The sequence below is a fragment of the Ancylothrix sp. D3o genome, assembly GCF_025370775.1.
GTDB lineage: Bacteria > Cyanobacteriota > Cyanobacteriia > Cyanobacteriales > Oscillatoriaceae > Ancylothrix.
Window position 1 is genome coordinate 178,479 of record NZ_JAMXEX010000004.1, and the last position, 20,111, is coordinate 198,589.

A 20,111-nucleotide genomic window follows, 5' to 3' on the forward strand; every position below is an offset into this window, starting at 1 on the left:
GCTTTTTAATAATCATTCTACCTTTCTGCCAATGTAACCAATAATTATCTGTTGTCGCCCTGGGTCTACAGAAAAGTGAAGTCGCCAATCTCCGGGTGTCATGCGAAGATGCCAACTAAAGAGACGATTCTCACCATCTGGACACTTAAAGGTTAGTTGCGCTGCCAACGTTTTCAGCCTAGAATCACTTTCTGGAGTCACCTTGCTTGGAAGATTGTTAAAATCGAAATTCCCCGATGTCCAAGCCCTGCTGGCATTATCAAGTTCAAATAATCGCTTTTCAACAGACCGCAACATTGGCTGACCTTCCAAAAGAGATACCACTTGCTTTTCAACAACCTCGCAGAATACCAAGTGGGGAAATAAATCAGATTTACGATTCCACAAATCTAAACCGTCCCGCACCTCCTGTCGGGTAATATTTTGCAACCAATTAGCGTGTTCTTTTACATGGATAATGCGGCTGGCGTGGACAATTTCAACGATGCTATCCTCATCGTCATCTAATTGTATGACTTCTAACTCTAGCCGGTTGCAATCCCAGCATTTTTCAGACAAAAAGCTCACTGGAAGAGCCTCAATTAAGTAAGCAACACCCAGTCCAATTGCTCTTTCTCCTTGATACCGAAACTCCGAATTACTCTGGTTACTTTCAAGGTCTTGAATTTCTGTATTTGTAATATCGTTAGAAAAGGGTGCTTTAGTTGCGAGAGTTTTAATAAATCTTCTTATTTCTGGATCTACTTCTGTATCATTAAGCCAGCGGCGCAGAGGATAGTCCGAAGCTAGCAGAGTGCTGAGAAAGTCGTATTGAGTGCGAAGAGTTGCCTGTTTTGCACTTTGAGTTTTGGCGGCCCTTATAGTTCCGATTAAATCTAACATCCATCGTCTTGCTGTTGCAATATCCTGAGCAGGATTTCTGACGGACAATTCGTTCAAAACCACCTCCACCATTTCTTATTCTCCAGCCGGTTCTAACAATACATCCAAACTTTTGTCCCACTCATCGAAAAAGCCTTCCGGCCATTGGTCTATTCTTCCATTTCTATCTATGCGCGGCGATACTACTTGACTCACACCTTTTTTATTTTTCTCAAAGAAATTTAGCTGGACATCTTGTGGAGAAATCTTGCCTGCATGAACAGCAAGACGAATCCCGTTTAACACATGATCGCTATGGGTTTCTATCACAACCTGAACGCCGCCACTCGCTGCAAGGGATAGCAATTCACCCATTTTTGCTTGTCCTTTGGGATGAAGATGAGCTTCTGGGTTTTCAATTATTAGGAGTGTGCCAGGTGTCGATGCAAGCACCGCCACAATAATGGGTAAAGTGTAGCTAATTCCAAAACCTACATTGATTGCACGATAAGGGTTGCTAAGCTCGTAATAGTATTGCAAACTCACTAAATCCAAAGGGGGACTATCTATTATTTTTAAGCGAGTACCAGGGCTGATTTCTCCCATCCATGATTCAACTTGTAACTTCAGTCTAAGTGATGGTTCTTTTGGATGCTTCAGGGTCTTTACAGGAATAGATTCATCCTGATAACTAGAAAGGAAATGCGCCGTGTATTCTCCTTTAGTACCAAGTTGGCGTTTTGGTACTTGAAATTCCGACATCTGAAAATATGGGCGGGGGCCGATCCGTTCTGCCTGAAGATAATGAAATTGATCGCTGAAAAGAGTTGAGTGATAAATTTCAGAGGCAGTTGCTGTTGAGGCAAGATCCAGAACATTTGCGTCTGGGTTGCTGTAATGGAAACTCCATTTTTCCTGTATTCCATTTTCTGCAACAATATCAAAACCTATTAAATCTTCTTTTGCTGCCTCGAAAAGAGCATCTTTGGCTCTGCCTATACAAATCAACTTACCATTGAGAAGCAAACCGGTATTTTGCAACAAGTTCTCTTGGTAAGATTGACGCAAAAGCAGCAATGATTGTAGTGCAGAAGATTTACCCGTACTATTCAGACCGGAAAGCAGGGATAGTTTTTTAAATTGGAGCGATTGTTTTTCAAAACATTTGAAGTTTTTCAAGTGTAGAGTTTGGATCATTTTAATACCTCTTGAATCAATGTTTCAATGGTACTAAATCTCACATTGACTTTTTCGCTGGCTTGAGAAATCGATTTGAGGAACTCTCCATTATTATCCACCAGTTCGCCAAATCTATTGATTAGATCATCTTTACGCTGCTTGAGAATTTCGATCTCTTGATATTTAAGTTGGCTAAGACTAACTGACCAAGCTTCAAATAAAGCCTGGTTCACAGGAAAGCTTTTACTAGATTTGAGAGAGATTTTCCGGAATGCTCGATCTCCAAAAATTTCCAATGCAGCAGCCATTGCTACCCTAAATTTATCCTCAAGTGTTCTAATCTCTGGCTCAGACATTTTATTGATTTCAGCCAGAGTTCTGTGAAACAATTCATCTCTACTTTTAGGTTGATTATATTTACAAGAAGGATTAACCGTATAAGCTAAAAATCCCAGTACAAATTCCTGATCTAGCATTCTTTGTTGTCGAGATTGTCCCATTCCTGTAATTTTTTGGAATTCATTTAATTTAGCTAATGAAGTTAATAAAAAAGTTGCTTTTCCTTGGTTCAAAGCGTGACGTATTTCTTGGGGTGTTAGCGACATTCCTCCTGTATTAATACGTCTAAAAATACTGTATTTAACTTCGGGGGGGGTTCCATGTTCAATCAGATAAACGGTTAGGTGCGTTTCCATAATCCGTCTCTGATACTTTCTGGGAATAGCATCATAGGTTTTATCTTCTAACTCTTTAAGATACTCTAAACCAGTTAATTTGAGGCTTTTCTCGATGATAAATCTCTTGAGAGCGGTCAGGCGTTGCAGACCATCAATCACTAACCATTTATCCTCATTAGTTGCATCCATATAAAAAGCAGGAAGCGGAATCCGAATCAGAATAGATTCAATTAGACGACTCTGAGCGTCATCTTTCCAAATACCCGCCTGTCGCTGAAAATCTGGGGCTAGATCAAGTTCTTTATATTGAATGCGATTCAGGACTAAATCGATTGTTAATTGACGAGTATCAATGCGAATGAGGGTAGGGTCAAATGGCTCATTAATTCCCTCATTATTCACATCACTTTCAATCTCTTCCTCAAAACCCCTGCCTTCATCAATAAAATCCCTGGTTAGACTGTTTTCTCTTATCACTATTTCTTCTCCTGAGCTTTCAAAATTAGCTTTATTGGTGTAGCTAAAGTATGAACTAATGAATAAGTGTTAATAATCTGATGACACTATAAATCAAATTTGATAAATTTCTCTGTAAGCCTCCGAGTGTTCTGCGTTAGGTGACACCGGCCTACATCGATACTAACTTTTTCTTCTCATTTTTAGCAATCTACCCTCAAACTCAACTCCTGCTCATATATAATTACCCTGCTGTTTTTCCTTATCTTAACATTAAAAATAAATTCATAACTATTGATTATAGAAATTCTTTAGACTTGACAGAAAGCAGCAAAAAGAGCTCTTTTTTTTTCCTCGGCATCGTCTTCGCCTCTGTAGTTTATTTGAAAATCACAACTCAATTATAAACCCATAAAAAACAGGGGTAGCGGATAACCGCACCCCCAAAATCATCAAAAAATCAGAAACTTAAACCTTCGCCTCCTTCACCAACTTATCCCAACCCAAATCTTTCAGCGAATTATTACGACGCAACGGACGAGTTACCAACTCCAAAATATCCCGCGCATTTGTAAACCCGTGAATTTGAGCAAACGTAAACTCAACCGACCACTTAGTATTAATACCCCGCGCCTCCAAAGGATTTGCGTGTGCCATACCCGTAATCACCAAATCAGGCTTCAACTCATAAATACGCTGAACTTGATTATAATTATCCGGCTTTTCTACAATCCTTGGCACCGGCACACCCATCTCCAAACAAGTCTTTTCAAGCAAAGCCAACTCAGCCCCTTGATAACGCTTATCCATATAAGGAATCCCAATTTCAGGGCAAGTCATACCACACCGAATCAAAAACCGCGCCAAAGAAATCTCCAGCAAATTATCGCCCATGAAAAACACAGACTTACCACGAATTAACTGAAGATAATCTTCCAAACTTTCCCAGATTTGCTGTTCGCGTTCCTCCAAACCTTTCGGTTCAACTCCCAACACAGAACAAATCTTTTCAATCCAAGCACGAGTTCCATCCGGGCCAATTGGAAAAGCCGCCCCAATTAACTTACACTTGCGCCGGCGCATAAAAGCACTAGCAGTACGACTGAGAAAAGGATTTACGCCACAAGCATAATAACCCTCCTCAACCACCGGCAACTCCGTATAACGTTTCGATGGCATCCACCCCGAAACCTTAACCCCCTGCTTCTTCAACTCAAGCGTTAATTGAGTCACCACCGGATCAGGAACCGACCCAAACAACACCAGCGGCGGATGCTTAACAAACTCCGATTCTTCTGCTGCAATTTCCTCTTTTTTCTTTCCGAAATTCAGCAGTTTTTGAATTGCATTACCTTCGTTTTTTTCCACATCCGCCACCGGCGCCTTATCAGGACAACGCGCCACCATAGCAGCTAAAACCGTATCTTCCCCTTGCGTAAAAGCATAATCCAAACCATTCGCACGAGCCGTCACAATTGGAATGCCAATTTCTGCCTCTAGTTTCGGCGCCAAACCTTCCAAATCCATCTTAATGATTTCAGTGGTACAAGTGCCGATCCAAACAATCACACTCGGATTTCGGTCGCGCTTAATTTGTTCACACAACCGTTTTAACTCGTTATAATCATTCAACTGAGCAGAAATATCACCCTCCTCCAACTCAGCCATCGCATAACGTGGTTCCGCAAAAATCATCACCCCCATCGCATTTTGGAGGAAATAGCCACAAGTCTTAGTCCCAATCACCAAGAAAAAGCTATCTTCAATTTTTTGATAAAGCCACGCCACACAACTGATGGGGCAAAATGTATGGTAATTGCCGGTTTCGCACTCAAAATTTAAGGTTGATTCTGCTTGTGCAAGAGTCATAACGGATTCTTATCTCCTTATAAGGATAAAAACTTTTTACAAACCTTCTAACAGGTTTTTCATGTCCGGATCATCATCCGAATCCCACGCATCTCGCGCCAAAGCATCGAGATCGCTTTCATCGAGTTCGTTGGAAGAACCTTCTCCCAAATCACCGAAATCCATATCTCCCAAATCATCGGAAGTTTCATCTAAACCACCGAAATCCATATCCCCTAAATCATCCGATCCTCCCCCACCCATATCTACCGATAAAGCATCATCCAGATCGCCTAAACCCATATCATCATCATCGGAGGCCGGTGCTGCAAATGGGTCAAGTTCTGCGTTTAAATCGCCTAAATCCATATCGTCATCATCGGAGGCCGGTGCCGCAAATGGATCGGTGTCTGAGCTTAAATCGTCCAACCCCATATCATCATCTGAAAGGCCGGTTGCTATTGCAAAATCGTCGCTTTCATCTGATAAATCCAACCCCATATCATCATCATCTGAAAGGCCGGTTGCTACAGCAAAATCGTCGCTTTCATCTGATAAGCCTAACCCCATATCATCATCATCTGAAAGGCCGGTTGCGGTTGCAAAATTATCACTTTCATCTGATAAATCTAACCCCATATCATCATCTGAAAGGCCGGTTGCGGTTGCAAAATTATCACTTTCATCTGATAACTCTAAATCCATATCATCATCTGAGAGGCCACCAGCTAAGCCGAAATCGTCACTTTCATCTGATAAACCCAGGGCGACATCTTCATCATCGGAAATGCCCCCAGATAAGCCGAAATCGTCAGAGTCATCCGCTAAACCTAAGCCCATTTCATCATCATCTGAAAGTGCGGTTGCTGCCGCAAAATCGTCAGAGTCATCCGCTAAACCTAAGCCCATTTCATCATCATCTGAAAGGCTGGTTGCTGCCGCAAAATCGTCCGAATCATCCGATAAACCTAAGCCCATTTCATCATCATCTGAAAGGCTGGTTGCTGCCGCAAAATCGTCCGAGTCATCCGCTAAACCTAAACCCATTTCATCATCATCTGAAAGGCTGGTTGCTGCCGCAAAATCGTCCGAGTCATCTGATAAATCAAAGGCCGCATCATCATCATCTGAAAGCGAGGGCAAATCATCAGATTCGTCTTGGTTGGTGAAGTCAGACAAAGCCATGCCGGTAAGCTCATCTTCCTCAACCTCATTGGCTATAAAGGCAGCCACACCGGCCATCCCAGCAGCCACACCCACCGCACCAACAGCCGCCGCTACTCCCATTGGAAACGGAGACCCCTGCTGCTCGTTTTCTTGTACTTGCCAACTCGCAGACGTGCCGGTTTCTAAACTCACCGGCTCAACAGCAGCAGGACTGTTCCCCAACACCGGCTCTGCTGTAAAACCTTGGGGTGCCGGTGTTGCTTGCAAGTTTGGTTCAGATACCGGCCCCGGAGCACCCCCCAAAGCGATGTCCGGGTCAAAATTCAACCCCAAGACATCAATCAGCGTGTCAGCATCAGGATTAAGTCTGGAAAACGGCAACATCAACTGCGCTAACTTCGGTTCGAGAGCATTCATTGCACCCAAAATGAAGTGCGAAGTCGGACGTCTGCCACCATCAGGAGTTCTCACCCAAGAAACCTTGAGATGCAGGCTCAACCAGTCATAATTTGCTTGGTAGTATTGCAACCACTTTTGTCTTAAAGCAGTGGTGAAATCATCAAAAAAAGCCATAGTTCCTATCCCCTCGTTGCTTAAAAGTATGATGCTCGTTTTTTGAGAACAACATTCTCGTACCTGAATCATACTAGCCAATCGAGCAACGCAAGTTTCCTTGATTCGGGTGATTTAAGAATCTTACTGTCTGTGGTTCGTGGCCGATGGTTGGGGGCCGGTGGTTGGGGCCGGTGGTTGGTGGGCAAAGCATCGCTCTAAACCATCATTAGATCGAGTTCTTCTTCTCTGGCTGTCGGTGTTGGCGGATTGAGGTAGAAGTCTGACAGCAGGCTGAACAATTCCCGATCTGGCGAATCGTTGGGGACAACGCCTTCGGGACGGGCTAGAATTTGGTCGGCAATGTTTAGGTAGTAGTCGCAAACGCTATTTAGCGAGGGTTCTGTCTCTGCCATCTCAAACAAGGTTTTGCCTTTGACACGAGAGACGCGGATATCTTCAATGAGGGGCAATACTTCCAACACCGGCATCGGTACCGATTCAATATATTTATCAATCAAGTCTCGTTTGCTGGTGCGGTTGCCAATCAGGCCGGCCAGACGCAGCGGGTGAGTACGGGCTTTTTCACGCACGGAAGCGGCAATGCGGTTAGCTGCAAACAAAGCATCAAAACCATTGTCAGTAACAATCATGCAATAGTCAGCATAATTGAGAGGCGCTGCAAAACCACCGCAAACTACGTCGCCTAAGACATCAAAAAGGATGACATCATACTCATCAAAAGCGTTTAGTTCTTTGAGCAGTTTTACGGTTTCGCCGACTACATAACCACCACAACCGGCTCCAGCAGGCGGGCCACCGGCCTCGACACAATCCACGCCACCATAACCTTTATAAATTACATCTTCCGGCCAGACATCCTCATAGTGGTAATCTTTTTCCTGCAAAGTGTCGATGATGGTGGGAATCAAAAAGCCGGTGAGGGTAAAAGTGCTGTCGTGCTTTGGATCGCAGCCAATTTGTAGAACTTTTTTACCTCGTTTTGCCAACGCCGCAGAAATATTACAGCTTGTTGTAGATTTTCCGATACCGCCTTTTCCGTAAACTGCTAGTTTCACAGGCTTTTCGCTCCTTTATGCTTGCTTCTAAAATGTAGTCCGCCCGCACGAGATGCGTTTTCATCTGTGAGGCGAGCAATTTTTATCTCGTTGTAAGCATTATTGACGAAAAAACTTAAAACATAAATGACAACAAGAGCCGTAAATGAAAGCAAAACGGGATATAACACCTAATTTTAGCTATTTTTAGGTTTTTTGCCTCTGCAAAGCCTGTAAAAGCTTTTGGAAAGGTTTTATGGTAACTTTTTATAAAAATGTAAACAAAACACAAAAACGGCCCAAACAACAAAAACGGCCCAAGACAATGCCGGCCGGCCAAATATCCCTAGCCAAAAGCTCCATCGCAGTTAAACCGATATACAGAAAGGATGCACAGCTATCGAAATTAAAGAAAACCATCAATCGAGAGACGAGAAAACCCCATCAAAGAGCGCTCTAGGACAAAGGAAATACTTGAGTTGCGAAAGTCTCTCAAGGCAATTATTAAGAATATTCAAGTTTTAACCGAACTAACGGGCGCTACACCCCAAATCCTTATAGAACCATCATCCCCAGCACTGGCCAGCATCGGTATTTTTCGGCCACAAAAAGCCACTGCATACACCGGCCCGGAATGACCGCTGAGAGTATGTACGCATCGGGGATGCTGAAGATCCCAAAGCTTGATCGTGCCATCCTTACTGCCACTGGCTAACATTTGGCTATCGGAACTAAATCTAATTGAGTATATATAACAAGTGTGGCCGGAAAGAGTTGCTATGGATTTAGCTTTTCCCCCCGGCTGGACTAAACATAGTGAGATTTTGGTATCCCAACTGCCGCTGGCGACGAGTTGACGATTGGGACTAAATGCTACAGAACGTACCCAGTTAGTATGCTCTGTGAGAGTGTCTGTGAGAGAAGGCAAGCCAGAGGAGATTTGCCAGAGTTTGAGGGTGCGGTCATCGCTGCCGGTGGCGAGAAGTGTTCCATCGGAACTGATATCGAGACTGCGAACGCAACCAGCAGTGTTGAGGCTGTAAAGGGGGGTGCCGGTGTTTAATTCCCAAATTTTGATGGTTTTGTCGCGGCTACTGCTGATCAGATGTTGGTTGTTTGGGGTAATGGCAAGGGAGTGGATATAGTTGCTGTGTCCTTTGAGGGTGTGGATGAGTTTGCCGGTGCCGGTGTGCCATAGTTTGATGGTGCGATCCCAACTGCCGGAGGCGAGGGTATAGCCGTCGGAGGAGATGGCGAGACAATTTACATAGCCTTGGTGTCCTCTGAGGGTGTGGAGGAGTTGGCCGGTTTTGAAGTTCCAAATTTTGACGGTTTGATCCCAACTGGCGGAGGCGAGGATGTAGGATTGGGGGCTAATGACGATGGCGTTGACTTCGTTGCTGTGGCCGGTGAGAATTTGCAGACATTGCCAAGTGGGGGAGGTTTTGAGGTTTTTGTTAATAAAATGGGGTGAGGTTTTTTGGCTGGTGTTTTTGCTAAAGGCTGGCTGGGTGCCGGTAACTCTAATGGGGGCCGGTATGTTATGAAGGTCGTTGAGAATTTCTGCGGCTTCTTGATAGCGTTCTTTGAGGCTATCTTGGAGCATTTTTTCTAAGATTTTGGTTAAGTGGTGGCTGATTTTTTCGCCTTTTTTGTTTAAATAATCTTGCCAGTTCCACCGGCCTTGCATGGGGTCATAAAGTTCTTCGAGGGAGTGGCCGGTGAGTAGTTGAATGCAGGTTACTCCCAGGCTATAAAGGTCGCTGGCGGGGTAGGCTTTGCCGCCGCGTAGTTGTTCGATGGGTGCGTAGCCTTCTGTGCCAACAAATGAGCCGGTGTTTGTTAAGTTGTTGGGGCTGATTTCTTTGCAGATACCAAAGTCAATTAAAATTAAATCTCCTCTGGAGAGGGTGGAGGTTTTTTGCAAGGAGGTTCTGCGTAAAATATTGGCGGGTTTGATGTCGCGGTGGATGACGTTGTTTTCGTGGATGAATTGTAAGACCGGCAGTAAATCTGTTAAAAATAGCTCTATTTGTTCGGGGTTGTAGGTAAAATTTGATTGTTGGCTTAGGTCTTGACCTTCGATGAGTTCTTGGACAAGATAAAGTTGCCTGTTTTCTTCAAAAAAGGCAAGCATTGTGGGTATTTGCGGGTGGTTTCCCAGGTGAAATAGTTGTCTGGCTTCTCGCTTAAACAACCGAGTGGCTTTTGCCATTGTTTCGGGGTTGTTTTGGATGTGGGGGCTGGGGGATAGTTGTTTGATGAGACAGTCTGTGTTTAGCCGGTGGGTGTCTTTTGCCAAGAAGGTTTTGCCCATTCCGCCGGCTCCGATGGGTTTGATTGCTTGGTATCTGTCTTTTAAGAGCAGTTTTGAGCCGCAATTTTGGCAGTAGTTTGTGTGGGGGGGGTTGGCCGGTTTAGGGCAGTTTGAAGTGAGGCAATAACTCATAGGAAAAGGCGGTTATTGGCTGTGGTTTTTTTATGATAGCGTTTAGTTTTTTTTGTTGAGTGGGTTGGAAACTTGGTAGAGGGCGTTTAAAAAAAGGCTTCTCATACTTTAGGCTGAGAAAGATGGCCGTTTTGCAAAATCCACTACTTTTTTTAGGTTTTTGAAGGAAGCGCTAAATAAATATTAAAGCAAAATGGTAAAATAAGGAAAATTTGTTTTTTAACTATGAAGCGAATTGTATATTTTTGTTTGGCAGTGATGGCTGTTATGCTTGTTTCTTGTACATCCTTAGAGCAGGGAAATTTTTGGGGTTCGGGGAGTAATAAAGAGCCGGAAATAGCTTTAAAGCCGGTTGTGGTTGATGCGGCAAAGGTTGTAACGGGTCAAACAATTTATGTGCCGATTTATTCCCATATTTATTTTGAGAATAATAAAAGTTCTTTGGATTTAACCGCTACGCTGAGTATTCGCAATACCGATCTGGATAATTCTATCATTCTAACGGCAGTGCGGTATTACGATACCAACGGTAATTTAGTGAGAGAATATCTGAAAGAGCCTTCAGAACTGAGGGCTTTAGCTTCTCTGGCTTTTGTTGTGGAAAGAACCGACTCTAGCGGTGGTTCCGGCGCGAATTTTATTGTGGAATGGGTGGGGGAAAAACAAGTTTCTGAGCCTGTAGTTGAGGCGGTGATGCTCAGTGCTGAAAGTGCTCAGGGAATTTCTTTTATTAGCGGAGGTAGAGTGATAAAAAATCGGACGGCCAATAATAAATAATTTTATGTTCTATGATCATTTTAGAAAGGCTTTTAGGAAGATTGCAAAATACATTCGGCATCCAACATAACATAACCATCTTTTTGCCAAGCCGCACAATCTTTTTGCAGTTTTAACAGCGCCGGCACCTTTCCTAATTCAATAGTTTTTAAGGCTTCTGTGGCTGCCGGTTGATATTGTTGGATGAATTTATTTTCGGTTTCTTTGGCTGTAAATGAAAGCGGATCTAGCAACCAGAAATCTACATCATTCTTGGTAATAAAATTTTTAACTTCTGCTAAATCTAAGCTATATTGGGCTTGAATTAAATCTTGGTATTTTTGTCGAAGTCTGGTATAATATCCAATATGGTAAGGATTGGCGTATTCTTGCCCTACTAAAATTGAACGCCGGCCAAATATAGGTAAATTGTTGACTTCATTGGCGAGAGAAACTATTAAAGTATCTTTGGGTTGCTTTTTGGTAAATTCATAAAGTGTCGGCAACCTCCCCACCACATAGCCGGTTTTTGGGAAGGCTTTTTGCCAAAACAAATTTGGATAAAAAATCACGAGAGAGGCAAATATCAAGAACCCACAACTTAAACAAACGAGAGAAAGCCTCTTTTTTTTGTGATTTTGCTGTTCAATTTTGCCTTGTAGCCAGCGGAAAATTGTCCTGAATATAATTGTGAGAGAAATTGCCCCTGCAATTGACATAACCATTGGCAAAGTGTGGAGAGTATAGCGGCTGGGGAGATATAATTTAAATAGCAAAGCATGAGAGAGAAAAAAGCAACCAAGGGACACAAAAACTAATTCGGCTAAAATACGAATATTGCTGCGAATTTTCTTCACCATTGGAAAGCGCCGCCGAAAACGTAATAATAAGGGCAGCAGAAAAGCTAGACTAATAATTGGGGGATTTAAAGATAAGCGAATTCCACTATGTTGTCCTTGAAACCAAAATTTTAAAGGCTGAGAATCATCAAAAAAGGGTATTCTGCCTTTGGGTAAAAATTCCGGCCAATTTCTGGCCTCATTGGCTGTAATAGTTGGGCCATATTCTGACTGATTCAAGGCATAGGGAAGTAAGACGATGAAGGCGATTGTAAGAGCGGTTAATATGCCCCCATAACCCCTTAAAAATGGGGGGAATATGCCCTCTTCAACGCTTAAAATGCGGGGGGAGACTTGACGGGAGTTTTTGATAGTTATAATCGCTTTTATTGCCAAACGTCCGATTAAAAGCCCTGCACACAAGAACACCCCTAGGGGGTAAAATAATCCCATTAAACCGATGCAAATACAAACCGGCAGCCAAGCACCGCGTAGGAGATAATATAAAAAGGCTAATAAAAGGGGTGAAATAAAGGATCGTGGGGTGGCGGAAACAAGATCATCTCTTAACCACAAGGTTTGATTAAATAATAAAGAACTCAGAAAGGCTGTCACCGGCACCGGCAATAGTTCTAGGGTGACAAAAAAACAATATGTGGTGGTGATTAAGCCTAAAATAAGAGGTAAAATTTTGCTAAAAAGTAAGGGAGGGATGCGACAAATTGACATCAAATGATAAAGCGCTGCATAGCCGGCCGGTGTGACTGATTGGAAATAATTTGCGATCCAATCTCTGGGGAGTAAACTGGGGTCAGAAAAACGCTGCATCCAAAATACATAAACCCGTGCATCATCTTGAACTACATACTCGCTGCTGAAGGCTTGTTGTAGGGCTATACCGGCATAAATAGCGGTAAATATCAAGCTTAAAAGCAGCCAGAAAATTACTTGTTTTTTTCGATTGATTTGGTTAAAATAATGAGTAAAAGAAGTCATCATTTATTAGGTGATAGGTGAGCCGGTGGGCATAGCTACTGTTTAAATTGGCGTTGAAATTCTCCAAACTCGATAAACTCGCCTTGGGTTTTTAACCAAGTTAAATACCGTTCTAACCGGCTCAGCATTGCTTCTCCATCAAGCCTTTTTACATAAGCCGGTAATTGATATTCCCCAATACTAGCAAACTCCCAAGGATGGTAATACAAGCTTAAATAACGGTCGTTATTTAAAGTGAATTTTGAAGCAAACTTTATCAAAAATAACGGAAAGTTTTTAAAACTTAACCAAAACAGCGGAAACCTAATTAGGGGAGTAACTGAAACCGGAATATTGAGCAACGTATTAGAATAATAAGCAGTGCGTGGTTTAAAAAAATTATTATATCTGCCGGGGAGATAAGTAGGATTCATAGAAGAATTATATTTATATCCCGCTTCTTCAATATAACAATCCTCCAAAAATTTTAAACGAGCCATACGGAAACCAGAGATTTGTTGGCCGGTGAGTTCTGATAACACTTTTCGGGATTTTTTTAAATCTTCCGTCTCAAAAGAACCATGATAAAAACCATGAGAAGCGATTTCATATTTTTCTGCCATTTTTATCACCAAAGAAGGATAAGTCATGGCGAAATTAGCCGTCATAAAAAACGTCGCCTTAATATCCAATTTTTCTAAAAGAACCAAAACTGCTTTTAATCCTTCTAAAGAAACTTCAAATTTCGCCCGCTCTTCAATTTTTTGGCCGTATTCTTCAGGAATGTCAAACTCCTCGACATCGAAACTCAACAAAATTGACTTATTCATAGCGTTTTTTCCAATCATTAAGCCGAATTTGCAGTAAATTATAAAACATCAAAAGCGAATCTTTTATTAAGTTTACCTTAGATTTTTTCAAAAGGTGACTTTCCGACACTTTGGCAGGAATTTCTCCAATTTGATAACCATATTTGCGGGCAAGATAAATTAATTCTACATCAAAAGAAAAGCCCGTCATCACTTGTTTTTGAAACAACTGTTTGGCCACCGGCAACCGAAATCCTTTTAATCCCGCCTGCATATCCGTAAACTCCAAATCAAGAATTTTCCGAGAAAGCAAATTAAAAACTTTTCCAGAAAATTTTCGCATAAAACTTTGATATTTAACAGCCACATCATCTAAATGACGCGAACCCATCACCACATCAAAACCCTCTAGTTTTTCAGCCAAACGATGAAGATGATCTAAAGAATAAGCCAAATCAGCATCAATAAAACAAACATAATCCCCTGTGGAATATTTTACACCGTAGCGCACCGCATAGCCTTTCCCGCAATTATTTTCATAAGAAACTAAGCTGATTTGGCCTTCAAATCCCACCGTATCAATTTTGTGTTTGATAATTTTTTTAGTTGCATCGAGCGACCCATCATCAACAAAAATAAAATGATATTCTGGATGTATCCAACAGAATTTGGCAACCTCATCAAAGGTTCTTTCAATACATTTCGCCTCATTGTAAACGGGCACAATCACAGATACAGTCTTCATTTTATTACACTAATCTAAGCAAAACGTTGAAACACTGAGCGTAATTCTTCGCGTAACTTTAACCATCCAGATAGAGCATCAGGATTAGAAACAGTACCCTTTTTCAGCAAAACAATATCATCGGTAAATTTAATAATTCCATAGCTTTTGTTCGCTAAAACTCTGTCAACTATCGGCCCCATTTCTCCCAACCGGCCTCGATCTAAAGGTGCCGCTAATTTTGGCTGTTTCAGTTGCCAAAAATCCACCAGTGCATATTCAATATCCACCGGCATTCCCTCCTCATTTTTAACCTGTAAAAAAGGTATCCGTACAATTTCACGACGCCTAGAAAGATGAGGAACGCCATCACCAGTCGTCGCCACACTTGCATCAGGAGGAATTAATTGCATCACCTTTTGTAATTGTGCAGAATGTTCCCACCTTTGATTTAAAGGCATATAAACCAAAGGCTGAATAGAAAACGGTACCATAAAATATAAAGAACGGTGCGGGTTAGAAGTAACCGTAAAAAACATCGATAAAATAATACAACCCACCCACAAACGACGGAACCGAGGCGTTAAACTTTTTGGATTTTTCTGCGTTAATATTTTTTGCCGTTGGGTTTTCCAAAAATTCCAACAATTGCGAATAAATTGCCTATCAAACTTTTTCACCGGCAACTTAAACTCACTTTGCCTTGCCCACCATAAAATCGCCCCGTAAAACAACCCAGGAACCACAGTTAAAGTATAGCGAGTATTAATCGAAAGAGCATACTTATTGCCCACTTGTAAAACCAAAACCATTAAAGGAAAAATTGACATCAGCCAAGCAGCCGGGGAAACAGCCGGAATAAAGCCCAATGGCAACCCCAATCCCAAAACATATCTTACTTGCTGATCAAACTTCACAAAAATTGCCTGCAACATTAAATGAGGCTGAGTGATAATTGCCCAAAGCAACTCTAACGTAGAAGGATCTTCACTTTTAATAAACTTTTTAAAATACGTCCCCAAATACAAACGCGAATTATCATCTGAAAACAGAGGCATCAAAAGATTTGTTACCGCCACAACATAACTAAAACTAACAAAACATAAAAACAAACCCGTCACCGGATAACGGCGGCTCAACAACAAATAAAACCCTATTCCAAAAAGTGTAATTCCTGCATCTTCTCGCACCATTAAAAGCAGACCAGCCAGCAACCAAAACACCCACCACCATTCTTTTTCCATCGCCAAAAGCAAACCGAAAACAAACAGAGGAATCTGACATTGTTCGTAAAAATTATCAACCGCCGGCCCAATAACAGGATTAGCCCCATAAAAACTAGCAGAAATCCAAAATGATAAACGATCCGGTAAATAACACCGTGCCAAAAAATATAAAACCACCCCCGCCGCCGTTAACAAACCCACCTGCAAAACAATCAAAGTCAAAGGAGAAGGAAACAAAGCATACAAAGGCATCCACAACAACAAACTTAAAACAAAATGTTGCCCCAAATGAACATAACTAACCGAGGGAAGTTGACCCTGCACCAAAGAAGCGTTAGAATTATTAGAAGAAAGCGAACCCTGAAACAAATGCCCGTGCGTACTATTCCAAAAAAGCTGATTAAACAACCCGTGATCAAAGGAAGTATAAAAACTATAATAACGGTGCAGTGCCAGACCAAAAGTAACAGCAAAAAAAACTCCAGCCAAGATAAGAACCTTGCCTAAACCAAGTTGATTTTGCCACAAACCCCTAAAAGGTTTGAAAGATAAATATTGTTTCATTGCCAGAGGGGATAAAGTTTTAGATTTAACCGCGTCTTGACGCAGATATCGGAGTGGGATGGTTTTATTCATACACCAAAAAGGGCTACTTTGATCACTCCATACCTACTTTTTTCTCCCACCAGGAGACTTTGCCCTGATAACCCCCCTTTCACTACTAGCCAAGTGGCGCGTCATCCCACCACAGACTCAACAATTTTAAACCCAGCGCAGCCCCAGGACGGGCAATCCCGCAACATAATTCGCAAACACCGATCTAGCAAAAATCCTCAACCTCCCTACAATAAAAACAGCAGGCGATTCTCACAGAAAACGAGAAATCTCCTCTAAATTGCACTTTTATTTCATACAAATAACAATCAGGACAAAAAAGCCTATGCAACCAACCAATCCGAACCAATTTACAGAAAAAGCCTGGGAAGCAATTGTTCGCACCCCCGACATTGCCAAACAATCCCAACACCAACAACTCGAAACAGAACACCTCCTAAAAGCCCTTCTCGAACAACCCGAAGGATTAGTCACCAGCGTATTTAATAAACTTGGTGTCAACGTTCAAAGACTGCGAGATCGCACCGAAGAATTCACGAACCGACAACCCAAAGTCAGCGGCAGCAGCAACTCAATTTATCTCGGACGCAGCCTCGACACCCTATTAGATCGCGCTGAAGACTATCGTAAACAATATAGCGATGAATTTATTTCCGTCGAACATTTACTATTAGGATTTGCCAAAGATGATCGCTTGGGTAAATCCTTATTTCAAGAATTTAGACTAGATGAAACCAAACTCAAAAACACCATTGATGAAATTCGAGGCAGCCAAAAAGTGACCGACCAAAATCCCGAAGGCAAATATCAATCCCTAGAAAAATACGGACGCGATCTCACCGAAGCCGCCCGCCAAGGCAAACTTGACCCCGTAATTGGCCGTGACGACGAAATACGCCGTACCATTCAAATACTATCTCGCCGCACCAAAAATAACCCGGTTTTAATTGGTGAACCTGGAGTTGGTAAAACCGCAATTGCCGAAGGATTAGCCCAAAGAATCATTTCCGGAGATGTGCCGCAATCTCTCAAAGATCGCAAACTCATCACCCTAGATATGGGTTCCTTAATTGCCGGTGCAAAATATCGTGGTGAATTTGAAGAACGCCTCAAAGCCGTACTCAAAGAAGTCACCGAATCAAAAGGGCAAATTATCCTCTTTATCGATGAAATTCATACTGTCGTAGGGGCCGGTGCCACCCAAGGTGCAATGGATGCCGGCAACCTCCTCAAACCCATGCTTGCACGCGGAGAATTGCGCTGTATTGGCGCCACAACCCTAGACGAATATCGCAAATATCTCGAAAAAGATGCAGCCCTAGAAAGACGTTTCCAACAAGTTTACGTTGACCAACCAAGCGTCGAAGATACTATCTCTATTTTACGCGGATTAAAAGAACGCTACGAAGTGCATCACGGCGTCAAAATATCCGATAGCGCTTTAGTTGCCGCCGCAACATTATCTACCCGTTATATCAGCGACCGCTTCCTACCAGATAAAGCCATTGATTTAGTAGATGAAGCCGCCGCCCGCTTAAAGATGGAAATCACATCTAAACCGGAAGAACTCGACGAAATAGACCGGAAAATATTGCAACTGGAAATGGAAAAACTTTCTCTCCAAAAAGAAAGCAATCCAGCTTCTTTAGAGCGATTAGAACGCCTTGAAAAAGACCTCGCTAACCTCAAAGAAGACCAGCGAGCGCTTAACGGGCAATGGCAAGCTGAAAAAGACATCATCACCCAAATTCAAACCATTAAGGAAGATATAGACCGCGTTAATGTTGAAATTCAACAAGCAGAACGTAACTACGATCTTAACCGCGCCGCTGAGTTAAAATATGGCAAACTCACCGACCTACACCGGCAACTCGAAACCTCTGAAACCCAACTTGCCCAAGCTCAAAAAAGCGGCAAAACCTTACTGCGGGAAGAAGTTACAGAGTCCGATATTGCCGAAGTAATTTCTAAATGGACAGGAATTCCTATCAGCAAACTTGTCGAATCTGAAATGCAAAAACTTCTTCACCTTGAAGACGAACTGCATAAAAGAGTCATCGGACAAGAAGAAGCCGTTACCGCCGTTGCTGATGCCATTCAACGTTCGCGGGCCGGTTTATCAGACCCCAACAGGCCGGTAGCAAGTTTCGTATTTTTAGGGCCCACAGGAGTCGGTAAAACAGAACTTGCCAAAGCTCTCGCCGCCTATCTTTTTGACACCGAAGAAGCAATGGTGCGAATTGATATGTCCGAATACATGGAAAAACACGCCGTCTCGCGTTTAATTGGCGCACCTCCGGGCTATGTTGGTTACGATGAAGGCGGACAATTAACCGAATCAATTCGCCGGCGTCCCTACGCAGTTGTGCTATTTGATGAAATTGAAAAAGCACACCCTGACGTCTTCAACATCATGCTACAAATCCTTGATGATGGACGAGTAACCGACTCCCAAGCACACACCGTAGACTTCAAAAATACGATCATCATAATGACAAGTAATATCGGTTCTCAATACATCTTAGATGTGGCCGGTGACGATGATCGTTACGAAGAAATGCGGAGTCGAGTCATGGAAGCCATGCGAGCCAACTTCCGCCCCGAATTCCTCAACCGAATTGACGAGAGTATCATCTTCCACGCCCTCACAAAAGCCCAACTCCGTGAAATCGTTAAACTGCAAATTGAACGCCTAGAAAAACGTCTTGCAGAACGCAAAATTGCCCTCAAACTATCAGAAGCAGCCCTCGATTTTATCGCCGAAGTTGGCTACGATCCTGTTTTCGGTGCCCGTCCATTAAAACGAGCAATTCAACGCGAACTAGAAACACAAATAGCGAAAGCAATCTTACGCAGCGAATTTACCGACGGCGACACCATCTTTGTCGATATTCAAAATGAGCGTCTTGCCTTCAAACGCTTGCCCGCAGAACTCCTAACCACCCAACAAGTGTAAAAGTCTCTCGATAACATAAACCCGGTTTCTTCAAGAAGCCGGGTTTTTCGTAATATTCAATACTTTAAAAATAAAAATAGGGCATCTCAGTCGGAAACTGATGCCCTGCTGATGACCACCTTGTTTACTTCGCTTTCATCCTATCTTCCTTTATTTAAAACAAACTAACCTCACCCCATAGATAGAAGGCCAATCATCCAAAGATAGACATTAACCCCCACAAATTACCCGCCGCATTTGGCGCATATTTGAGGGCAAATCCATCTGCATTGCCTGCTGGATAAAAACACTAGGCACTGGAATAGTTGGAGTTGCTTGTACCCAATAAGTTAAGACCGTTCCCTTCCCATAATCTTGCAATTTCAAATTTGCCTCAAAATCTAAAAAATTGCCTTTTTCTAAACAAAACTGTATCTGACGATACGGCAATTCTAAAACCTTTAAATAAACTTCAACCTGTACGCTTAAAAACAAAAATGTCTTACTCGCTACTTGATAAATGCGTTTGGTTTTTTGATGGCCATCCAAAAGCCGCGAGTGTGTCAAATCAGGAAAATATTTTACCCAGCGAGGATAATCTGTTACTTGTTGCCAAACTTCAGCCGGCGACAAAGGCAAATACATTGAAGCCGTCACCGAACCACCCCAGGCGGTATGTTCTTGGGTTTTGATTAAAATTTCTCCCCCCAATAAAGCCGTTTTTGCTGCATCTTTGCAGCCTGTAGGGGCCGCAAATTCTCGAAAATCTGATGTAAGTGATACAGTCATATACCTAATGTCCCCATAATTTTTGCAATCAGTCTTAAAACTTCACATCCTTACTGGCGGTTTACAGTTTTTCTGTGAATTTCCTACCGCTTGACGCAACTCCAGAAAAAAGGTTCAACAATCTTAGCGCTGGGTTTTTTCAGGTTGAGAAAAATGCTAAAATTATCCGCAAACCACAACATCTCTTAGCAGCCAC

14 protein-coding genes are annotated in these 20,111 nt (G+C 42.5%); 2 read left to right on the plus strand and 12 right to left on the minus strand.

What is annotated here, in order from left to right; all coding sequences use genetic code 11:
• Positions 1-12: 12 nt before the first annotated feature.
• The 7 genes from NG798_RS10065 to NG798_RS10095 form a co-directional block, all read right to left on the minus strand.
• The gene (locus NG798_RS10065; protein WP_261222380.1) at positions 13-954 is read right to left on the minus strand and encodes a hypothetical protein; all 942 of its coding nucleotides are present in this window, start codon (positions 952-954) and stop codon (positions 13-15) included.
• 3 nt (positions 955-957) lie between these two features.
• Positions 958-2,058, minus strand: a complete 1,101-nt coding sequence (locus NG798_RS10070; protein WP_261222381.1) for a DUF3696 domain-containing protein — start codon at positions 2,056-2,058, stop codon at positions 958-960.
• Positions 2,055-3,194 carry a DUF262 domain-containing protein gene (locus NG798_RS10075; protein WP_261222382.1) on the minus strand — a complete coding sequence of 380 codons (1,140 nt, stop codon included), beginning with the start codon at positions 3,192-3,194 and terminating at the stop codon, positions 2,055-2,057. Before NG798_RS10075 ends, NG798_RS10070 begins: the two co-directional genes overlap by 4 nt.
• Positions 3,195-3,641: 447 nt before the next feature.
• Positions 3,642-5,042, minus strand: a complete 1,401-nt coding sequence (locus tag NG798_RS10080) for a ferredoxin:protochlorophyllide reductase (ATP-dependent) subunit N (RefSeq protein ID WP_261222383.1) — start codon at positions 5,040-5,042, stop codon at positions 3,642-3,644.
• Between the two features lie 36 nt (positions 5,043-5,078).
• Positions 5,079-6,761, minus strand: a complete 1,683-nt coding sequence (locus NG798_RS10085; protein WP_261222384.1) for a DUF5331 domain-containing protein — start codon at positions 6,759-6,761, stop codon at positions 5,079-5,081.
• A 197-nt stretch (positions 6,762-6,958) separates the two neighbouring features.
• Positions 6,959-7,819 carry a ferredoxin:protochlorophyllide reductase (ATP-dependent) iron-sulfur ATP-binding protein gene (bchL, locus tag NG798_RS10090; protein ID WP_261222385.1) on the minus strand — a complete coding sequence of 287 codons (861 nt, stop codon included), beginning with the start codon at positions 7,817-7,819 and terminating at the stop codon, positions 6,959-6,961.
• 493 nt (positions 7,820-8,312) lie between these two features.
• Positions 8,313-10,247, minus strand: coding sequence for a serine/threonine-protein kinase (locus NG798_RS10095; RefSeq protein WP_261222386.1), 1,935 nt, complete (start codon positions 10,245-10,247; stop codon positions 8,313-8,315).
• A 225-nt stretch (positions 10,248-10,472) separates the two neighbouring features.
• On the opposite strand from NG798_RS10095, the gene NG798_RS10100 reads away from it, so the two are divergent.
• Positions 10,473-11,024: a DUF3124 domain-containing protein gene (locus NG798_RS10100; protein ID WP_261222387.1), complete on the plus strand. Its 552-nt coding sequence runs from the start codon at positions 10,473-10,475 to the stop codon at positions 11,022-11,024.
• 32 nt (positions 11,025-11,056) lie between these two features.
• Here the strand turns inward: NG798_RS10100 and NG798_RS10105 are convergent, their stop codons facing one another.
• From NG798_RS10105 to NG798_RS10120, 4 genes are read right to left on the minus strand one after another with little or no spacing between them, the layout of a single operon-like run.
• A complete protein-coding gene (locus tag NG798_RS10105) occupies positions 11,057-12,841 on the minus strand; it encodes a hypothetical protein (RefSeq protein WP_261222388.1) in 1,785 nt (594 codons plus the stop codon).
• 32 nt (positions 12,842-12,873) lie between these two features.
• Positions 12,874-13,647 (minus strand): polysaccharide deacetylase family protein, encoded by a 774-nt coding sequence (locus NG798_RS10110; RefSeq protein ID WP_261222389.1) that lies wholly within the window; start codon positions 13,645-13,647, stop codon positions 12,874-12,876.
• Positions 13,640-14,371, minus strand: coding sequence for a glycosyltransferase (locus NG798_RS10115; protein ID WP_261222390.1), 732 nt, complete (start codon positions 14,369-14,371; stop codon positions 13,640-13,642). The genes NG798_RS10110 and NG798_RS10115 overlap by 8 nt, the downstream gene beginning before the upstream one ends.
• A 14-nt stretch (positions 14,372-14,385) precedes the next feature.
• Positions 14,386-16,212, minus strand: a complete 1,827-nt coding sequence (locus NG798_RS10120; RefSeq protein ID WP_261222391.1) for a DUF2079 domain-containing protein — start codon at positions 16,210-16,212, stop codon at positions 14,386-14,388.
• A gap of 304 nt (positions 16,213-16,516) precedes the next feature.
• Here NG798_RS10120 and clpB point away from each other — a divergent pair, with 304 nt between their 5' ends.
• Complete coding sequence (clpB, locus tag NG798_RS10125; RefSeq protein ID WP_261222392.1) at positions 16,517-19,147, plus strand: ATP-dependent chaperone ClpB; 2,631 nt, start codon at positions 16,517-16,519, stop codon at positions 19,145-19,147.
• 210 nt (positions 19,148-19,357) lie between these two features.
• Here the strand turns inward: clpB and NG798_RS10130 are convergent, their stop codons facing one another.
• Positions 19,358-19,915, minus strand: coding sequence for an SRPBCC family protein (locus tag NG798_RS10130; RefSeq protein ID WP_261222393.1), 558 nt, complete (start codon positions 19,913-19,915; stop codon positions 19,358-19,360).
• Positions 19,916-20,111 lie beyond the last annotated feature (196 nt).